The organism is Pseudoxanthomonas sp. J35, assembly GCF_000513995.1.
Classification (GTDB): Bacteria; Pseudomonadota; Gammaproteobacteria; order Xanthomonadales; family Xanthomonadaceae; genus Pseudoxanthomonas.
In genome coordinates this window covers 1-18,257 of record NZ_AZVB01000004.1, presented here as the reverse complement: position 1 = coordinate 18,257, position 18,257 = coordinate 1, and the positions used below count along the sequence as shown (strand labels likewise).

13 protein-coding genes are annotated in these 18,257 nt (G+C 70.3%); 2 read left to right on the top strand and 11 right to left on the bottom strand.

Annotation, left to right across the window (positions count from 1 at the left end; translation table 11 throughout):
- Positions 1 to 19 precede the first annotated feature (19 nt).
- The 10 genes from PSEJ35_RS0104360 to acs form a co-directional block, all read right to left on the bottom strand.
- A complete protein-coding gene (locus tag PSEJ35_RS0104360) occupies positions 20 to 2,179 on the bottom strand; it encodes an oligopeptidase B (protein ID WP_028916733.1) in 2,160 nt (719 codons plus the stop codon).
- Positions 2,180 to 2,294: 115 nt separating this feature from the next.
- On the bottom strand, positions 2,295 to 4,412 hold the full coding sequence (locus tag PSEJ35_RS0104355) for a prolyl oligopeptidase family serine peptidase (protein ID WP_028916732.1): 2,118 nt from the start codon (positions 4,410 to 4,412) through the stop codon (positions 2,295 to 2,297).
- A 336-nt stretch (positions 4,413 to 4,748) separates the two neighbouring features.
- Complete coding sequence (locus tag PSEJ35_RS0104350) at positions 4,749 to 5,105, bottom strand: hypothetical protein (RefSeq protein WP_028916731.1); 357 nt, start codon at positions 5,103 to 5,105, stop codon at positions 4,749 to 4,751.
- Between the two features lie 665 nt (positions 5,106 to 5,770).
- Positions 5,771 to 6,742: a YafY family protein gene (locus tag PSEJ35_RS0104345; protein WP_028916730.1), complete on the bottom strand. Its 972-nt coding sequence runs from the start codon at positions 6,740 to 6,742 to the stop codon at positions 5,771 to 5,773.
- Positions 6,743 to 7,202: 460 nt separating this feature from the next.
- On the bottom strand, positions 7,203 to 8,114 hold the full coding sequence (gene hemC, locus PSEJ35_RS0104340) for a hydroxymethylbilane synthase (RefSeq protein ID WP_028916729.1): 912 nt from the start codon (positions 8,112 to 8,114) through the stop codon (positions 7,203 to 7,205).
- 32 nt (positions 8,115 to 8,146) lie between these two features.
- Entirely contained in the window at positions 8,147 to 8,869 is a 723-nt protein-coding gene (locus PSEJ35_RS0104335) for a LytTR family DNA-binding domain-containing protein (protein WP_028916728.1), read from the bottom strand.
- A gap of 132 nt (positions 8,870 to 9,001) precedes the next feature.
- On the bottom strand, positions 9,002 to 9,667 hold the full coding sequence (locus PSEJ35_RS0104330) for a dienelactone hydrolase family protein (RefSeq protein ID WP_028916727.1): 666 nt from the start codon (positions 9,665 to 9,667) through the stop codon (positions 9,002 to 9,004).
- A 33-nt stretch (positions 9,668 to 9,700) separates the two neighbouring features.
- Entirely contained in the window at positions 9,701 to 11,635 is a 1,935-nt protein-coding gene (gene mdoH, locus PSEJ35_RS0104325; protein ID WP_037082408.1) for a glucans biosynthesis glucosyltransferase MdoH, read from the bottom strand.
- Between the two features lie 174 nt (positions 11,636 to 11,809).
- A complete protein-coding gene (locus PSEJ35_RS0104320) occupies positions 11,810 to 12,475 on the bottom strand; it encodes a response regulator transcription factor (RefSeq protein WP_028916725.1) in 666 nt (221 codons plus the stop codon).
- 131 nt (positions 12,476 to 12,606) lie between these two features.
- Positions 12,607 to 14,550: an acetate--CoA ligase gene (gene acs / locus PSEJ35_RS0104315; RefSeq protein ID WP_037082405.1), complete on the bottom strand. Its 1,944-nt coding sequence runs from the start codon at positions 14,548 to 14,550 to the stop codon at positions 12,607 to 12,609.
- Positions 14,551 to 14,875: 325 nt separating this feature from the next.
- On the opposite strand from acs, the gene PSEJ35_RS0104310 reads away from it, so the two are divergent.
- Together PSEJ35_RS0104310 and PSEJ35_RS0104305 are read left to right on the top strand one after the other, a co-directional pair.
- Positions 14,876 to 16,249, top strand: coding sequence for a DcaP family trimeric outer membrane transporter (locus PSEJ35_RS0104310; protein ID WP_028916723.1), 1,374 nt, complete (start codon positions 14,876 to 14,878; stop codon positions 16,247 to 16,249).
- A 14-nt stretch (positions 16,250 to 16,263) separates the two neighbouring features.
- Entirely contained in the window at positions 16,264 to 17,925 is a 1,662-nt protein-coding gene (locus PSEJ35_RS0104305; protein ID WP_028916722.1) for an MFS transporter, read from the top strand.
- A gap of 60 nt (positions 17,926 to 17,985) precedes the next feature.
- Here the strand turns inward: PSEJ35_RS0104305 and PSEJ35_RS15370 are convergent.
- Positions 17,986 to 18,257: transposase (locus tag PSEJ35_RS15370; RefSeq protein ID WP_037082403.1), on the bottom strand; the 272-nt coding region annotated here is incomplete at its 5' end.

The window sequence follows — 18,257 nt, the reverse complement described above, 5'->3', positions numbered from 1 at the left end:
TCATAGGCGGCGACGGGCTTCAGGGCTCGCTGGCCACGCCCAGCTGGTCGAGGACGAAGGCGTAGTACTCGGACTGTTCCCGGAAGCGGCGGAAACGGCCCGACTTGCCGCCGTGGCCGGCGTCCATGTTGGTGCGGAACAGGATCGGCGCGCTGCCGGTGTTGAGGTCGCGCAGCTTCGCCACCCACTTGGCCGGCTCCCAGTACTGCACCTGCGAGTCCCACAGGCCGGTGCCGACGAACAGCGCCGGGTACGCCTGGGCGCTGACGTTGTCGTACGGCGAGTACTTGAGCATGTACTCGTAGTAGGTCTGCTGCTCCGGGTTGCCCCACTCGTCGTACTCGTTGGTGGTCAGCGGGATCGACGGGTCGAGCATGGTGGTGACCACGTCCACGAACGGCACCAGGGCGACCATCGCCCGGTAGTCCTGCGGCGCCTGGTTGGCGACCGCGCCCATCAGCAGGCCGCCGGCGCTGCCGCCCATGGCCGCGACCCGGCCCGGCGCGGCGTAGCCCTGCGCCACCAGCGCGCGGGTCACGTCGACGAAGTCGTTGAAGGTGTTCTGCTTCTTCAGCAGCTTGCCGTCCTCGTACCACTTGCGGCCCATCTCCTGGCCGCCGCGGACGTGGGCGATCGCATAGACCACGCCGCGGTCCAGCAGGCTCACCACCTGGCTGTTGAAGCCCGGGTCGGTGGAAATGCCGTAGCTGCCGTAGGCGTACTGGAACAGCGCCGCGCTTCCGTCCTTGCGGAAGCCCTTGCGGTAGACCAGCGACACCGGGATGCGCACGCCGTCGCGCGCCTCCACCCACAGCCGCTCGGTCACGTACTGCGAGGGATCGTAGCCGGGCACCGGCTGCTGCTTGAGCAGGCGGCGCTCGCCGGTGAGCACGTTGAGCTCGTAGGTGGTGGCCGGCGTGGTCAGCGAGGTGTAGCCGTAGCGCAGCCACGGCGTGTCCGGCTCGGCGTTGGTCGACAGGCCCATCGAGTAGGCCGGCTCGTCGGCCGAGACGTACTGCTGGCTGCCGTCGGCGCGCAGGATGCGTACCCGCTCCAGGCCGCCGGAGCGCTCGCCCACCGCGGTGAAGCCGTCGAACAGCTCGTACTCCTCGATGAACACCTCGGGGTCGTGGGCCAGCCAGTCCTGCCACTGCTGGCGCGAGGTGGCGTCGCTGGGCGCGGTGACCAGCTTGAAGTTGGTGGCGCCGTCGGCATTGGTGCGGATCACCCAGCGGCCGCCGTGGTGGTCGGCGTCGTACTCGACGTCGCGCTGGCGGGGGGCCAGCACGGTGAACTGGCGCGGGTCGGCGGCCGGCGCGTAGCGCAGCTCCGAGGACACCGTGCTTTCCACCTCGATGGTGATGAAGCGGTCGTCGCGGGTGCGGCCGATGCCCATGTAGAAGCTGTCGTCCTCCTCCTCGTACACCAGCTCGTCCTGGTCGGCCGGGGTGCCGAGCACGTGCTTCTTCACCCGCACGGTGAGCAGGGTTTCCGGGTCGTTCTCGACGTAGAACAGGGTGCGGTTGTCGTCGGCCCACACCAGGTTCGGCGACACGCCGGTGATCGTGTCCGGATAGACCTCGCCGGTGGCGAGGTTGCGGAACCGGATCGTGTACTGGCGGCGGCCGACGTCGTCCTCGGCCCAGGCCAGCACGGCGTTGTCCGGGGTCACCTCGTAGTCGCCGATCTGGAAGTAGTCCTTGCCGGCAGCCATCGCGTTGACGTCCAGCAGCACCTGCTCGGCGGCGAAGTCGCCGGCCTCGTTCGCCGCCTGGATCGAGATCGCGTCCACGCCCGGGCCGTCCTTGCGGCGGGCGAACACCGGATAGTCCTTGCCGGCCTCGAAGCGCGAGTAGTACCACCAGCCGTGGTAGCGGAACGGCACCGAGCTGTCGTCCTGCTTGATGCGGCCGACGATCTCGCCGTAGAGCCGCTCCTGCAGCGGCTTCAGCCGCGCCATCTGCGCATCGACGTAGGCGTTCTCGGCGTGCAGGTAGGCCAGCATCGCCGGATCCTTGCGCTCGTCGTCGCGCAGCCAGTAATAGTCGTCGGTGCGCTTCGCGCCGAACGGGGCCTCGACCACGTGCGGACGCTTCTCGACGTCGGGCGGGACCGGGGCGGCAGCGGCGGGGGGCGTGGGCAGGGTCATGAGCGTGGCAAGCAGGAAGGGAAGTTTCATGGATGGGGCCCGCAGGAGTGGATTCCAAGCCGCGATTCCGGCCGTGGCACGGCGGCGAGCTGCCGCCGGCCGCGGTCCCTGAAGGAAAACCCCGGCCTGGGCCGGGGTTCCGGTGTCACTTCGAAGCGTCGCCGGACAGCCGGCTCCAGAGGAAGCTGTAGGCCAGCGCCGACATGTGCGCGGCCTGGGCGTTGTTCGCCGCGCCGCCATGGCCGCCTTCGATGTTCTCGTAGTAGGTCACGTCCTTGCCGGCGTCGAGCATCTTCGCCGCCATCTTGCGCGCGTGGCCCGGATGGACGCGGTCGTCGCGCGTGGAGGTGGTGAACAGCACCGGCGGGTACTCCTTCGCCGGGTCGAACAGGTGGTACGGCGAGAAGTGGCGGATGAACTCCCAGTCGGCCGTGTCCGGATCGCCGTACTCGGCCATCCACGAGGCGCCGGCCAGCAGCTTGTTGTAGCGCTTCATGTCCAGCAGCGGCACCTGCACCACGATCGCGCCGAACAGCTCCGGGTACTGGGTGAGCATGTTGCCCATCAGCAGGCCGCCGTTGCTGCCGCCCTGCGCGCCCAGGTGCTTCGGCGAAGTGATGCCGCGCCTGAACAGGTCCTGGGCGACCGCGGCGAAGTCCTCGTAGGCCTTGTGGCGGTTGGCCTTGAGCGCGGCCTGGTGCCAGCGCGGGCCGTACTCGCCGCCGCCGCGGATGTTGGCGACCACGTACACGCCGCCCTTCTCCAGCCAGGCGCGGCCCATGCCGCCGGAATAGCCCGGCACCATCGGGATCTCGAAGCCGCCGTAGCCGTACAGCAGGGTCGGGTTGCTGCCGTCGGCCTTCAGGTCCTTCGGGCGCACGATGAAGTACGGCACGGAGGTGCCGTCCTTCGAGGTGGCGAAGTGCTGCTCGACCACGTGGCGGCTGCCGTCGAAGAACTCCGGCATCGACTTCAGCACTTCCGGCGCCTTGCCCGGATGCGCGGCATCGGCCAGCAGCAGGGTGGTCGGGGTCAGGTAGCTGGTGGTGGTGACCCACAGCAGGTCGCCCTCGTCGGCATCGACCGCGCCGACGCTGGTGGTGCCGATGGCGCCGTCGCCGACCTGCAGCGGCTGCGAGGTCCAGCCCTGCGGGCCGTGGCTAAGCACGCTGATCCGGTTCTTGACATCCTCGAACACGTTGAGCACGACGTGGTTGCGGGTCAGCGTGGCGCTGGCCAGCGAGGTGTGCTCGTCCGGTTCGAACAGCACGTCGAACTCGCGCTTGCCCGCCATGAAGCCGTCGAAGTCGGCGACGATGAACGAGCCGGCCTTGTAGGTGCGGCCACCGACGGTCCACGGCTCGCGCAGTTCCAGCGCCAGCCACTGGCGGTGCACCGACTTCTGCGCCGAATTGGGCACGTCGATCTTCGTCAGCGAACCGTCCTTGCCGACCAGGTACAGCTCGTCGTTGTAGAACGCCAGGGTGCGGGAGACGAAATCGCGCTCGTAGCCGGGTGTGTCGTCGTGCATGGCCGCGATGTACATGTCCTGCGGCTTGCCCTCGTACACCAGCTGCGCCGATTCCAGCGGGGTGCCGCGCTTCCAGCGCTTGACCACGCGCGGGTAGCCGGACTCGGTCATCGAGCCGGGGCCGAAGTCGGTGTATACGTAGACGGTGTCGCGGTCGATCCAGCCCAGGCCGCCCTTGGCCTCGGGACGGAAGAAGCCGTCCTTGACCCAGGTCTTGTTCTCCAGGTCGAACTCGCGGGTCACGTCGGCGTCGGCGCCGCCGCGCGACAGCGCGACCAGGCAGCGCTCGTAGGCCGGGCGCAGGCAGTCGGCGCCGTGCCAGACCCAGTTCTCGCCCTCGGCCTTGTTCAGCGCGTCCAGGTCGATGATGGTTTCCCAGGCCGGGTTCGGCTTGCGGTATTCCTCGAGGGTGGTGCGGCGCCAGACGCCACGCTCGTGGTTACGGTCCTTCCAGAAGTTGTAGTAGTACCCGCCCATCTTCTGCACGAACGGGATCTTGGCGTCCGAATCGAGGACCTCGCGGATGCCGGCCTCCAGGCGCTTGAACTCCGGGGTGGAGGCCAGCGCGGCGTCGGACTCGGCATTGCGGGCGCGGACCCAGGCCAGCGGCTTCTCGCCGGTGACCTCTTCCAGCCACTGGTAGGGATCGTCGGCCACCTTGGGCTCCTGGGCATGGGCCGCGCCGGCGGCGATGAGGCCGGCCACGAGGCAGGCCTGGGCGATACGGGACATCCAGCAAACTCCGGGATTTGGACAAACCCCGGACGCTAGCACAGGCCCGGTGCCGGCCCTTGTGCCAATGGTCAGGCCGGCTGGGACGGTCGTCGGGGCCGCCGGTGCGGGCCCCGCAACCGGGTCAGCCGGGAAGGCGCCAGGTGCCGCCTGGCCTGGGACGAGGCGGGCCGCAAGCCCCCCAAGGCGGACATCTCTGTTTCCGATCAACCAGTTACCCGTTCTGTAGGGCGTAGGTGCGTCGAGGCGTCGAGGCGTCGAGGCGCAGGCGTAGGGGCGTAGAGCATGCGGTGGGCGGGTCGACGGGCGGCAGATAGGCCCGACCGGCCGGCCCCATCAGCCGGCCCGCAACACCTGCGTGGCCTGGCGCCGGGTCGTCCGCAGGCCCAGGGCCGGGCGGCGACGGGCTTGGCTGCCGGCGCGCCGGTGGCGAGCCGTGGAGGCCACGCGCCCGACCACCCGCGGCAGGCGGAAACGGTGCAGCGCCCACCAGGCCACGGCCGGCATGCCGACCAGCCACAGCGGTAGCCAGCCGATCCACTCAGCACTGCCGCGCAGCTGTGGGACGAGGCACACCCCCAGCAGTCCGGCGGCGAACCAACAGCGCAGCACCCGTTCCAGCACCGACTCCGGCGTATCGGCCAGCTCGGCGTGGCGGGGGGCGGCGGCGGGGGTGGGCGACCAGTTCGACATGGCTGCAGCTCCTGGGTTGGGAGGCGCAGCGTGCCGGGGGGCCATCTCACGGGCTAAGACGTGGGGCGGTGCGGGCAGTCGTGGAGAAACGCGGGCGGGTTCAGTCCCTCTCCCCCGCCGAAAGGAACATCCGTAGAGTCGGGCTTGCCCGACTCCCCGCTTGATGGCGCGGGCACCCGCGGAAAGCAGCGGGGCAAGCCCCGCTCTACAAGAGCGCCGCGCCCATGGTCACCCGCCTGGAGAGAGGAGCAAAGGACGAGGCTACGACCCCCAAGGCACCCGAAGACGCTACCGCGGCTCCGGCCGAAGCGGGCCACATCAACGCTTTCGACGGCAGACACTGGCAATGCGGTAAAGCAGATGGCGCGTGGCGACGCGCCGGACGTCGCCAGCGCCCGGATTCATTCCCGGCGCGGCGCAAGCGGCACTGGATGTGCTGCGCTCGCGCGTTGGAGCCAGGATGGACCGCGCGATGCGCCATACCCCGCGCTGCAGCGGCTCCGTCCGAAGCGCGCGCACCCAGCGCTGTTGCTGTTGCTTACCGATCGAACGGATCAGATCGGAGCGGAAACGTCGGGGGCCCCCGCCACCGGGGACGGGAGCGCTTGCCGGATCCCCACCCTCTCCCCTGCCCTCCGCCGGAGGGAGAGGAGCAAGGGCATGCCTCAGCGGTCGTACTGGGCCAGGGCCAGGGCGAGCAGGGTCTTGGCCTGTTCGCGCAGCATCGGCGGTTCGACGATTTCGGCGTCGGCGCCGTAGTGCAGCACGTCCATCAGCAGCTCGCGCGGCACGCTGTAGGGCAGCTTCAGCTCGTAGCGTCCATCCGGCAGGAAACGGCCCTGCTGCCTGGAATGCCAGTGCTCGTCGGCGACCCAGCGCGCGACCTTCGGGCTGAACACGATCGTCGCCCAGCCTTTCGGCTCGCCGGAGAAGATGCCGTAGCTGGAAGCCAGCTGCTGGTCGAGCACGCCCTCCTCCAGGTCGGTGGCCGCCTCGTCGAGCAGGCGCGCATGGCTGATCCGGTCCACCGCGAAGCTGCGCAACGCCTCGCGGTCGTGGTCCCACGCGTCCAGGTACCAGTTGTCGCGGTAGTGGGTGATGCGCTGCGGCGACACCCGCCGCCGGGTGGCCTCGTCGGTGGAACGGGCCCGGTACTCGAAGGCCAGCTGGCGGCGCTCAAGCACCGCCGAAGCGACGATGCGGAAACTGGCCTCGTCCAGGCGGCGACCGCGGTGCGGGATCACCCGCACCCGCTCCACCGGCCAGCGGTTGCTGCCGGCCTGCGCCGCGAGCAGGCCTTCGATGCGCTGCTGCAGCGGCGCCAGCATGCTCGACAGCACGCCACCGCCGCCGGTCCGGCGCAGCAGCTGCTGCGAGGCCAGCAGCGCATGCAGTTCTTCGGAACTGAGCCACAGGCCCGGCAGCTCGAAGCGGTCGCTCTCGTTGGCCGCGTAGCGGAAGCCGGCCTCGCCGTCGCCCTCGACCGGCGCCATCAGCGCGTCGCGCAGGAAGGCCAGGTCGCGGTAGACCGTGGCGCGCGAGCAGCCCAGTTCCTCCTGCAGCCGCGGCACCGTCACCGGATAACGGGCGGCCTTGAGGATGCGATGCAGCGCGTTGATGCGTTCGTAGCGATCCATGCGCCGGATTATGGCGCGCCGGCGCCGGCTGCGGCGACCGGGGCAAGCATCCCCCGGCAGGGGACCGCGGAGCCCGTCACGGTGGCACGCCCTCCGGCCCTGCCACCCTGTCGGTGCCGGCGCGTGGCCCCGTGCCGGGGTCAGGACACCGCACCGGCCGTAGAGTCGGGCTTGCCCGACTCCCACGCATGACCGGGCCGCGCGCCGGGAAAAGCAGCGGGGCAAGCCCCGCTCTACGGGATCGGGCCGACGATGGAGCCATCGCAGCCTGGCCGCGGAGACATCACGGGCCAACACACCACGGGGCGGAGCGGCCCTGGGCCAGACCTGGTGCCGCAGCGGGCGAATCGGCACCGGCCCCGTAGAGTCGGGCCTGCCCGACTCCCACGCATGGCCGGGCCGCGCCCCGGGAAAAAAGCAGCGGGGCAAGCCCCGCTCTACGGGGAGCCGACTCCTCGCTTCAGCCGAGGAAGCGCGCGGCGCCCTGGGCGAACAGGTCGGCCGCCACGGCGCGACCCAGGGCGCGCGGATCGTCGGCGCTGCCTTCGCCTTCGGCGCGCACGCCGCTGCCGTCGCTGGCCGAACCCACCCAGGCCGCCAGGCGCAGGCGCGTGCCGTCCAGTTCGGCGAAGGCCGCCACCGGCACGTGGCAGCTGCCGTGCAGGGCCAGGTTGAGCGCGCGCTCGGCCTCGATCCGGGTACGAGTCGGCGCGTCTTCCAGCACCGATACCAGGGCCGCGGTGCGTTCGTCGCCTTCGCGCGTCTCCACCGCCACCACCGCCTGCGCGGGTGCCGGCAGCCAGCCAGGCGCCACCAGGCGGGCGCGGATGCGTTCGTCCAGGCCCAGCCGCTGCAGGCCGGCGCAGGCCAGCACGATGGCGTCGTACTCGCCGGCGTCGAGCTTGGCCAGGCGGGTGTTCACGTTGCCGCGCAGGTCGCGCAGCTGCAGGTCCGGGCGACGCGCGCGCAGCTGCGCCTGGCGGCGCAGCGACGAGGTGCCGACCACCGCGCCCTGCGGCAGCGCGTCCAGGCCGGCGTAGCGGTGGCTGACGAAGGCGTCGGCCGGATCGGCGCGCTCAAGCACGGCCGGCAAGGCGAAGCCGGGCTCCAGCTCCATCGGCACGTCCTTGAGCGAATGCACCGCGCAGTCGGCTTCGCCGCGCTGCATCGCCAGTTCCAGTTCCTTGAGGAACAGCCCCTTGCCGCCGATCGCCGCCAGCGAGCGGTCCAGCTGCTCGTCGCCCCGGGTGCTCATCGGCACCAGCTCCACCTCCAGGCCGGGATGGGCCGCGCGCAGGCGGGCGGCGACATGTTCGCTCTGCCACAGGGCGAGCGGGCTCTTGCGGGTGGCGATGCGCAGGGTCTTGTCCATCGGCGCATTATCCGCCATCGCGGCGGGCGCGGTCAGAGCTGGCGCAGCGTCTGCCGCAGCTGCGGTACGCAACGGCGGCTCACCTCCAGCGGCTCACCGCCGCTGCGCAGCACCGCGCGCACGTGGCCGTCGCTGCCGCGGCGCAGTTCCACCAGCTCCTCGCGCGCCACCAGGCAGTTGCGGTGGATGCGGATGAAACGGTCGGGGAAATCCTCTTCCAGCGAGCGCAGCGACTCCTCGATCAGGTCCTCGCCGCGGGCGTGGTGCACGACCACGTATTTCTCCTCGGCCTGCAGGTAGCGGACCTCGTCCAGCGGGATCAGGCGCAGGCTGCCGCGCAGGCGCGCGCACAGCTGGGTGCGGCGCCCGGCGGTGGCGGGGCGGCCGGCATGGAAGGTGCGCACGCGTTCCAGCGCCGCGGCCAGCCGTTCCGGCCGCACCGGCTTGACCAGGTAATCGAGCGCGGCAGCCTCGAACGCGGAAAGGGCGTGGGCGTCGTAGGCGGTGCAGAACACCACGGCGGTGCCGGGGCTGGCCTCGGCCAGGCGGCGCGCGGTTTCGAGGCCATCGATGCCGGGCATGGCGATGTCCAGCAGCACCGCGTGCGGCTGCAGTGCGGCACAGGCTTCCAGCACCTGCTGGCCGTCGCCGGTCTCGGCCACCACCTCCACGCCCGGCTGCTCGGAAAGCAGCACGCGCAGGCGCTCGCGCGCCATCGGCTCATCGTCGGCGATCACCAGCTTGAGGCTACGCATCAGGCAATGGGCAGGATGACCTCTCGGGATAGTAGCCGTGGCTCCGGCTGGCCGTCATCCGGGCCCGGGCTGGACCGTGACCCCGTCAGCAGGGGCCGGTCCAGCCCGCCGGGTGGGCCTGCGCGCGCGGGCTCAGCCGAGCAGGCGCCGTTCCAGCCAGTCGCCCAGGTCGGCGATCTCCTGCGCGCAGACCTGGTGGGCCATCGGGTAGCGGTGCCACTCCACCTCGAAGCCGACCCGCTGCAGCGCCTGCGCGCTGGCCAGGCCGTACTGCACCGGGATCACCGGGTCGCCGTCGCCATGGGCGAAGAACACCGGCTGCGCCACCGCGTTCGGGTCGCGCCGCGAGGCGGCCGCCTCGCCGCCGGGCAGGTAGGTCGACAGGGCGATGAGGCCGGCCAGCGGCTGGCGCCGGCGCAGGCCCGCGGCCAGGGTGATGGCGCCGCCCTGGGAGAAGCCGGCCAGCAGGATCCGCGAGGGCGCGATGCCGCGCTCGACCTCGCGCGCGACCAGCGCCTCGACCTGCTCCACCGACTGCTCCACGCCCTCGGCATCGGCGCGGGTGGCGAAGTCCATCCCGGTGATGTCGTACCAGGCGCGCATGCGCATGCCGTTGTTGATCGTCACCGGGCGCACCGGCGCGTGCGGGAACACGAAGCGCAGCGCCGGCCAGTGGCGGCGCACCAGCTCCGGCACGATCGGCGCGAAATCGTGGCCGTCCGCGCCCAGCCCGTGCAGCCACAGCACGGTCCACGCCGGCGCGGGGCCGGTCTCCTGCTCCACGCATTCCAGCAGCATGTATTTCCTTCTATCCCCGGGAACCGGCGGCAACTATGCCTGCGCCGCCGCCGCGCGCAGTTCGGTGGCCCGGCGCAGCACCGGCGGCGGGTCGATTTCCTCGGGGATGCACAGGATCCGCCGCTCGCGCAGCCAGCGCCCCGGCGCGCGCCCGGAGGTCAGCCACACCGTCGGGATCGCCAGGACCATGCCGACCAGCACCGGCGACATCCAAAGCGCCAGGCCCGGCGAGACCATCCACGACAGCCCGCCCATGAACGCGCCGAACAGGGTCAGTCCGCCATAGCTGCGGACCAGCCCCGACAGCGGCACGCTGCCGTCGTCGCGGCGCTGCGCTTCCCAGCCGGAGTCGTGGCCGGCCAGCACCTCGGCCACGCCGCGCGACTGCCGGTACATCACGATCGGCGCCATCAGCGCCGCCAGCACGGTTTCGATCAGCAGGCCGAGGAAGGCGTTGCAACCGCCACCGGCCCCACGCCGCGCGACGGGATCGACCAGGGTAGCGAGGAAGCCGAGGATCTTCGGCACGAACAGCACGCCCATGGTCGCGGCGAACAGCCACTCGATCCGCTCCATGTCCGAGGCGCGCCAGTAGGCCAGCGGCGAGAAGCCGGGCAGGCGGAAGCCGTCCCAGGCCAGGTCGCCGTGGTGCAGCGGGATGGCCAGGCCGATCAGCATCAGCATCGCCCACATCGGCGCGGTGAAGTAATGGCCGATGCCGACCAGCATGTGGGTGCGGCTGACCCAGTGCAGGCCGGCGCTGCCGACCACCTTCATGTGCTGCAGGTTGCCCTGGCACCAGCGGCGGTCGCGCACCAGCAGGTCGGTCAGCGAGGGCGGGCCTTCCTCGTAGCTGCCGTCCAGCTCCGGCACCAGGTGGACGGCCCAGCCGGCGCGGCGCATCAGCGCCGCCTCGACGAAATCGTGGCTGAGGATGTGGCCGCCGAATGGATGCCGGCCCTGCAGCTCGGGCAGGCCGGCGTGGGCGGCGAAGGCGCGGGTGCGCACCATCGCGTTATGGCCCCAGTAGTTGCCTTCGCTGCTGTGCCACCAGGTGATGCCGCGGGCGATGATCGGTCCGTACATGTGCCCGCCGAACTGCTGCATGCGCGCGAACAGGGTCTGCCCGTTCACCACCCGCGGCAGGGTCTGGATCAGGCCCACGCGCGGGTTGCGCTCCATCGCCGCGGCCAGGCGCACCAGGGTCTCGCCGCTCATCACGCTGTCGGCGTCCAGGATCAGGAACTGCGAGTAGGCCGCGCCGTAGCGCTGCACCCAGTCGGCGATGTTGCCGGCCTTGCGCCCGCGGTTGTCGGTGCGGCGGCGGTAGAACACGCGCCCTTCCCCGCCGATGCGCTGCAGCAGTGCGGCGAACTGGCGCTCCTCGGTCCCCGTGAACTCCGGCTTGCGGCTGTCGCTGAGCACGAAGAAGTCGAACGCCGCCAGCCGCCCGGTCGCCTGCACCGACTCGTAGATCGCCTGCAGGCCGGCCATCAGCCGCGCCGGATCCTCGTGGTAGGTCGGGACCAGCAGCGCGGTGCGGCTGGACAGCCGGGGCAACGGCCCGTCCACCTCGATGCCCAGCAGGTTGTGGCGCCTGGCCATCAGCAGCAGGAAGCCGCAGACCGCGCCGATGCTGGACAGCGCGATCCAGGCGAACAGGAACACGAACAACACCAGCAGGACCAGGTCGAGCACGCCCAGCCCGCCGATGCGCAGGACCTGCAGCATGCCCATGCTGGCGGCGGCGGTCAGGGCGGCGGTGGCGCCCACCACGAACAGGCGGCGGCGGCCCAGGCCCGGCGAGGTCGTCGGCAGGACCCGGGCGGCCAGCCGGCCTTCGCGCAGCGACTGTACGGGCATCGGCAGCGGTGCCTCGCTGGCCGGGAGCCAGGCGCGGCCGGCGTCCGTCGCCGGGGCGGCGGGGGATTCGGCCAGGGAAACGGGGGCGGCGAGGGAACCGGACACTGGGAGCACGTGCACTCTCCGGGTACGCCTTGCGCCGGAGGGGGGTGCGCAAGGCAAGCCGGTATTGTGCAGCGCATCACCACCGCCGCGACCGTCGCGGCGGAACCCGGTTCAGCCTCGTTCAATGAAACCGTTTACGCGGCCCGCGGGCCGGTGACCAGCGTCCCAGTCGGCTCAGTCGGCCTCGTCCGGCGGCACCACCACCCGGTCCGGGTCCACCGCCAGGCGACCGGCCATCAGCACCGCCTGGGTGCGGTTGTTGACCCCGAGCTTGCGCAGCACCGCGGTCACGTGCGCCTTGATCGTGGCCTCGGACACGCCCAGGTCCCAGGCGATCTGCTTGTTGAGCCGGCCCTCGCCGAGCATCTGCAGGACCCGGAACTGCTGCGGGGTCAGTTCGCGCAGGCGCTGCGCCACCGCCTGCTCGTCGCGGTCCATCGCCGGCGCCGCGGCCGCCGCCGCCGGTGCCCAGCGCTCGCCGTCCAGCACCGTCTCCACCGCCATGGCGATGGTCTCCGAATCGGCCGACTTGGGAATGAAGCCCAGCGCGCCGTGGTCCAGCGCGCGACGCATCACCGCCGGCTCCTCGCGCGCGGAGACCACCACCACCGGCAACTGCGGATGCAGCGAGCGCAGGTGCACCAGCGCGCTGAAGCCGTGCGCGCCGGGCATGTTGAGGTCCATCAGCAGCAGGTCGGCGTCCGCGTTCGCCTCGACCAGCGCGTACAGCGCATCGACGCTGTCGGCCTCGTGCAGGGTCGCTTCGGGCAGGATCCGCTGCACCGCCCCGCGCAGGGCCTCGCGGAACAGCGGATGGTCGTCGGCGATCAGGATGGTCATAAGGGTCGTGATTGGGGATTCGTGATTCGTGATTCGTAAAAAGCAGGGGGCGGCATGGCTGCCGCCCCGTGGTGACCGGGAGAGCGCCTGGGCTCTTTCGAATCACCAATAACTAATCACGAATCACCGCTTCATTTCACCTTCCGCTCGTTGACCAGCGACTCGACCACCGACGGATCGGCCAGGGTCGAGGTGTCGCCGAGCTGGTCCGGGGCATTCTCGGCGATCTTGCGCAGGATGCGGCGCATGATCTTGCCCGAGCGGGTCTTCGGCAGGCCCGGCGCCCACTGCAGGTGGTCGGGGGTGGCGATCGGGCCGATCTCCTTGCGCACCCAGGCCACCAGTTCCTTCTGCAGCTCCTCGCCGGGCTGCTCGCCGGCCTTGAGGGTGACGTAGGCGTAGATGCCCTGGCCCTTGATGTCGTGCGGGAAGCCGACCACGGCGGCCTCGGCCACCTTCGGGTGGGCGACCAGCGCGCTTTCCACCTCGGCGGTGCCGATGCGGTGGCCGGACACGTTGATCACGTCGTCGACGCGACCGGTGATCCAGTAGTAGCCGTCCTCGTCGCGGCGGCAGCCGTCGCCGGTGAAGTAGGTGCCCGGGTAGGTGCGGAAGTAGGTGTCGATGAAGCGCTGGTGGTCGCCGTAGACGGTGCGCATCTGGCCCGGCCAGGAATCGAGCAGGACCAGGTTGCCCTCGGCCGCGCCTTCGAGCAGTTCGCCGCCGGCGTCGACCAGGGCCGGGCGCACGCCGAAGAACGGCAGGGTGGCCGAGCCGGGCTTGAGGTCGGTGGCGCCGGGCAGCGGCGAGATCAGGATGCCGCCGGTCTCGGTCTGCCACCAGGTGTCCACGATCGGGCAGCGGCCGTCGCCGACCACGTCGTAGTACCAGCGCCAGGCCTCCGGGTTGATCGGCTCGCCGACGCTGCCGAGCAGGCGCAGGCTGGCGCGGCTGGCCTTCTTCACCGGCGCCTCGCCCTCGCGCATCAGCGCGCGGATCGCGGTCGGGGCGGTGTAGAAGATGGAGACCTGGTGCTTGTCGATCACCTCCCAGAAGCGCGACACGCTCGGGTAGTTGGGCACGCCCTCGAATACCAGCGAGGTGGCGCCGTTGGCCAGCGGGCCGTAGACGATGTAGCTGTGGCCGGTGACCCAGCCCACGTCGGCGGTGCACCAGTAGATGTCGTCCTCGCGCAGGTCGAAGATCGCCTCGTGCGTGTACGAGGCGTACAGCAGGTAGCCGCCGGTGGTGTGCAGCACGCCCTTGGGCTTGCCGGTGGAACCGGAGGTGTAGAGGATGAACAGCGGGTCCTCGGCGTTCATCCGCTCCGGCTCGCACTGCGCCGGCTGGCCGTCGACCACGTCGTGGAACCAGCGGTCGCGCGGCGACTGCATGTCCACCGCGCCGCCGGTGTGGCGCACCACCAGCACGGTCTCCACCGAACTGGTGCCGGGCAGCTTCAGCGCCGCGTCGACGTTGGCCTTCAGCGGGATCTTCTTGGACCCGCGCAGGCCCTCGTCGGCGGTGATGATCAGCTTGCTGCCGCAGTCGCCGACGCGGTCGGCGATCGAGTTGGGGGCGAAGCCGCCGAACACCACCGAGTGGATCGCGCCGATGCGCGCGCAGGCCAGCATCGCCACCACCGCGTCGGGGATCATCGGCAGGTAGATGGTGACGCGGTCGCCCTTGCCCACGCCCAGGTTGCGCAGGGCGTTGCCCAGCTTGCACACGCGTTCGTACAGCTGCCGGTAGGTGACCTTCTGCACCGGCGCGTCAGGGCTGTCCGGTTCGAACAGCAGGGCGACCTTGTCGCCGCGCTTCTCCAGCTGGCGGTCCAGGCAGTTGACCGAGGCGTTGAGCTCGCCGTCCTCGAACCAGCGGATGTGGAAGTCGTCGAGCTGGTAGCTGACGTCCTTGATCTTCGTCGGCTTGCGGAACCAGTCGAGCCGGTCGGCCGCCTTGCGCCAGAACCCCTCCGGGTCCTCCACGGACTCGCGGTACAGGCGCTGGTAGTCGTCCCTGCCGATGCGCGCGCGCGCGGCGAACTCCGGCTTGACGGGATAAAGGTCGGCCATGGCTGCTCCCTCCTCTTGGATGCCTCGACTGGCGGCCGCTGTCGGCGCGGCCTGTTGCGCCCCAGTTTGACGCATACACCGTGACGCATTGCAGCAGCCGGCTTAAGACCTTGGTCGAAGCGCGGCGCTCCCCGGGCACGCGGGAGGCGCCGCGCATGCCCGCCGCTGCGGGCTCCGCCGGCGCCCGCGCCGCGCTCTTCGACTAATGGCGAATAGGCACCCCACCGGGCCGATGCGCAGTCTCCCGCTGCGGCCAGCCGTGCGTGGCAGCGCGGCCGTTGTCATCCGGACCCAACAGTCATCCGTACAGAGGGAGGGGAGCTTGATGAGTACGAACAACAAGAGGCTGGTACGACGGCCGCTGGCGGCGGCGCTGTTCGTCGCCCTGGTGGCGCCGGGCCTGGCGATGGCCGAGACCGCCAAGGAGAAGGCCCTGGAGGCCCGCGTCGCCGAACTTGAACGCCAGGTCCAGGCCCTGCTCGAGGCGCAGCAGACGACACAGACGCAGATCGCCGAGGTCAAGGCCGCGCAGCCGGCACCGCTGCCGGCGGGCAAGCAGCCGATCCAGCGCACCACGATCAACACCGCGGCCAACGCCGGCACAGCATTCTCGTACGGCGGCTTCATCAAGATGGACGCGATGGTCACCGACACCAGCGACGGGCGCATCGCCGACGGTTCGTCCGGCCGCCTGTTCTACGTGCCCAGCACCATCCCGGTGGGCGGTGCCGGCGCCGACGGCGGCGACCCGTACACCGACTTCCACGCGCAGTTCTCGCGCTTCTGGCTGAGCGCCGACCACGCCACCGACAGCGGCGACAAGTTCAAGGCCTACGTGGAGATGGACTTCTTCGGCGGCGGCAGCAACGCGCTGGCCGGCAACGAGGTCGCCACGAATACCTACGCGGTGACCCTGCGCCAGGCTTACGTCAGCTGGAACAACTGGCTGGCCGGCCAGACCTGGTCGAACTTCCAGGACGTGGCGGCCCTGCCCGACGCGGTGGACTTCGTCGGCGTGACCGACGGCACCGTGTTCGTGCGCCAGTCGCAGGTCCGCTACACCAAGGGCCCGTGGTCGGTCGCCCTGGAGAACCCGAACACCACCGTGCAGGCCTACGCGCCGTACGCGGCCGCCGCCGGCGCGCGCACCACCACCGGCGACAACAGCATCCCGGACCTGACCGCCCGCTACAACATCAAGGGCGACTGGGGCCACTTCTCGATCGCCGGCCTGCTGCGCAGGTTCCAGTCGGGCAACAACAGCGACACCGGCGGCGCGGTCAGCCTGTCGGGCAAGTTCAACCTCGGCGCCAGCGACGACATCCGCTGGATGGCCAATGCCGGTGCCGGCATCGGCCGTTACATGGCCTTCGGCCTGGGCAGCGACGTGGTCCAGACCAACGCCGGCGGCGACATCGAGGCGCTCGACGGCTACGGCGGCTTCGTCGCCTGGCGCCACGTGTTCAGCCCCAAGCTGCGCGGCAACCTGATGTATTCGGCCGCCCACTTCGACAACGATCCGTCGCTCGTCGGCTGGGGCGTGACCGAGCGCTCGCAGTCGTTCCACGCCAACCTGATCTATTCGCCGTTGCCGAAGCTGGACATCGGTGCGGAGATCGGCTGGGGCCAGCGCTCCCTCGAGGACGACCGCGAGGGTGATCTGAAGCGCTTCCAGACCCACGTCAAGTACAGCTTCTGAGGAGGGGACCCCGCATGAACGCAACAACCGCAAACCACTCGCCGCAAGGCGAGCTCACCAAGGGCCACAAGCGAGTCATCTTCGCTTCGAGCCTGGGCACCGTGTTCGAGTGGTACGACTTCTACCTGTACGGCTCGCTGGCGGCGATCATCGCCAAGCAGTTCTTCAGCGGCGTCAACGAGACCACCGGCTTCATCTTCGCGCTGCTGGCCTTCGCCGCCGGCTTCGCGGTGCGTCCGTTCGGCGCGGCCTTCTTCGGCAGCCTCGGCGATCGCATCGGCCGCAAGTACACGTTCCTCGTCACCATCGTGATCATGGGCCTGTCGACGTTCATCGTCGGCATCCTGCCGACGTACGCCAGCATCGGCCTGGCGGCGCCGGTGATCCTGATCATACTGCGCCTCGCCCAGGGCCTCGCGCTGGGCGGCGAGTACGGCGGCGCGGCCACCTACGTGGCCGAGCACGCGCCGCACGGCAAGCGCGGCCTGTACACCAGCTTCATCCAGACCACCGCGACGCTGGGCCTGTTCCTGTCGCTGCTGGTGATCCTGGGCTGCCGCCTGGCGCTGGGCAACGAGGCCTTCGAGGCCTGGGGCTGGCGCATCCCGTTCCTGGTGTCCATCGTCCTGCTGGGCATCTCGGTGTGGATCCGCCTGCAGCTGAGCGAATCGCCGCTGTTCCAGCAGATGAAGGCCGAGGGCAAGGGCTCGAAGAAGCCGTTCCGCGACTCGATGAAGGGCGGCAACCTGCGCCTGATGCTGCTGGTCCTGCTCGGCGCCACCGCCGGCCAGGCCGTGGTGTGGTACGGCGGCCAGTTCTACTCGCTGTTCTTCCTGACCCAGGCGCTCAAGGTCGACGGCACCACCGCCAACCTGCTGATCGCCGCGGCGCTGGCCCTGGCCACCCCGTTCTTCATCGTGTTCGGCTGGCTGTCCGACAAGATCGGCCGCAAGAAGATCATCCTCACCGGCTGCCTGCTGGCCGCGGTGACCTACTTCCCGATCTTCAAGGGCCTGACCCACTTCGCCAACCCGGCGATCGAGGAAGCTCGCCAGAACTCGCCGGCCGTCGTGCACGCCGACCCGGCCACCTGCTCCTTCCAGTTCGACCCGATCGGCAAGAAGGTGTTCACCAACTCGTGCGACATCGCCGCGGCCGCGCTGGCCAAGGCCGGTATCCCGTACGAGATCGTCCCCGCCGCTCCGGGCAGCATCGCCCGCATCAGCATCGGCGGCACCGACGTGGAGGCCTATGACGCGGCCGGCCTGAGCAAGGAAGAGGTCAAGTCCCGCGCCGACGCCTTCACCAAGCTGCTGAAGACCACCCTCACCTCGGCCGGCTATCCGGAGAAGGCCGATCTGGAGCGCATCAACATCCCGGCGACGCTGTTCCTGCTGTGGGTGCTGGTGATCTACGTGACCATGGTCTACGGCCCGATCGCCGCCTACCTGGTCGAGCTGTTCCCGACCCGCATCCGCTACACCTCGATGTCGCTGCCGTACCACATCGGCAACGGCTGGTTCGGCGGCTTCCTGCCGACCATCTCCTTCGCCCTGGTGGCGGCCACCGGCAACATGTACTTTGGCCTGTGGTACCCGATCGGCGTGGCGATCATGACCGTCGTGGTCGGCGGCCTGTTCCTGCGCGAGACCAAGGACGACGACATCTCCAAGTAAGCGCCGTCCGCAAGCAGTCCAAGGCGCCGGTCCCGCAAGGGGCCGGCGCTTTTTTCTGGTTCATCTCCCAACTCCGGGGAAGGCCGCCCGGATCTTGAGGAAGAAGTAGGCGTCATCGCGGAAGCCGTAGGCCATGCGCTTGATGACCTTGATCTTGTTGTTGATGCCCTCGACCAGGTTGGTGCCCAGCGGCCACCGGCAGTGGGCCAGGATGCCGGGCAGGTAGGGCTCCAGGCGCCGGACGAAGATCTTCAGCGGCTCCAGCCCGCTGCGCAGGGCCCGGCGCTTCCACTGCTTCCAGGCGCGTAACGCCCAGGCGCGGCTGCGATATC

Coding starts and splice junctions, on each gene's coding strand:
- PSEJ35_RS0104360 (WP_028916733.1), bottom strand. CDS start 2,179: ATGAAACTTCCCTTCCTGCTTGCCACGCTCATGACCCTGCCCACGCCC.
- PSEJ35_RS0104355 (WP_028916732.1), bottom strand. CDS start 4,412: ATGTCCCGTATCGCCCAGGCCTGCCTCGTGGCCGGCCTCATCGCCGCC.
- PSEJ35_RS0104350 (WP_028916731.1), bottom strand. CDS start 5,105: ATGTCGAACTGGTCGCCCACCCCCGCCGCCGCCCCCCGCCACGCCGAG.
- PSEJ35_RS0104345 (WP_028916730.1), bottom strand. CDS start 6,742: ATGGATCGCTACGAACGCATCAACGCGCTGCATCGCATCCTCAAGGCC.
- hemC (WP_028916729.1), bottom strand. CDS start 8,114: ATGGACAAGACCCTGCGCATCGCCACCCGCAAGAGCCCGCTCGCCCTG.
- PSEJ35_RS0104335 (WP_028916728.1), bottom strand. CDS start 8,869: ATGCGTAGCCTCAAGCTGGTGATCGCCGACGATGAGCCGATGGCGCGC.
- PSEJ35_RS0104330 (WP_028916727.1), bottom strand. CDS start 9,667: ATGCTGCTGGAATGCGTGGAGCAGGAGACCGGCCCCGCGCCGGCGTGG.
- PSEJ35_RS0104320 (WP_028916725.1), bottom strand. CDS start 12,475: ATGACCATCCTGATCGCCGACGACCATCCGCTGTTCCGCGAGGCCCTG.
- acs (WP_037082405.1), bottom strand. CDS start 14,550: ATGGCCGACCTTTATCCCGTCAAGCCGGAGTTCGCCGCGCGCGCGCGC.
- PSEJ35_RS0104310 (WP_028916723.1), top strand. CDS start 14,876: ATGAGTACGAACAACAAGAGGCTGGTACGACGGCCGCTGGCGGCGGCG.
- PSEJ35_RS0104305 (WP_028916722.1), top strand. CDS start 16,264: ATGAACGCAACAACCGCAAACCACTCGCCGCAAGGCGAGCTCACCAAG.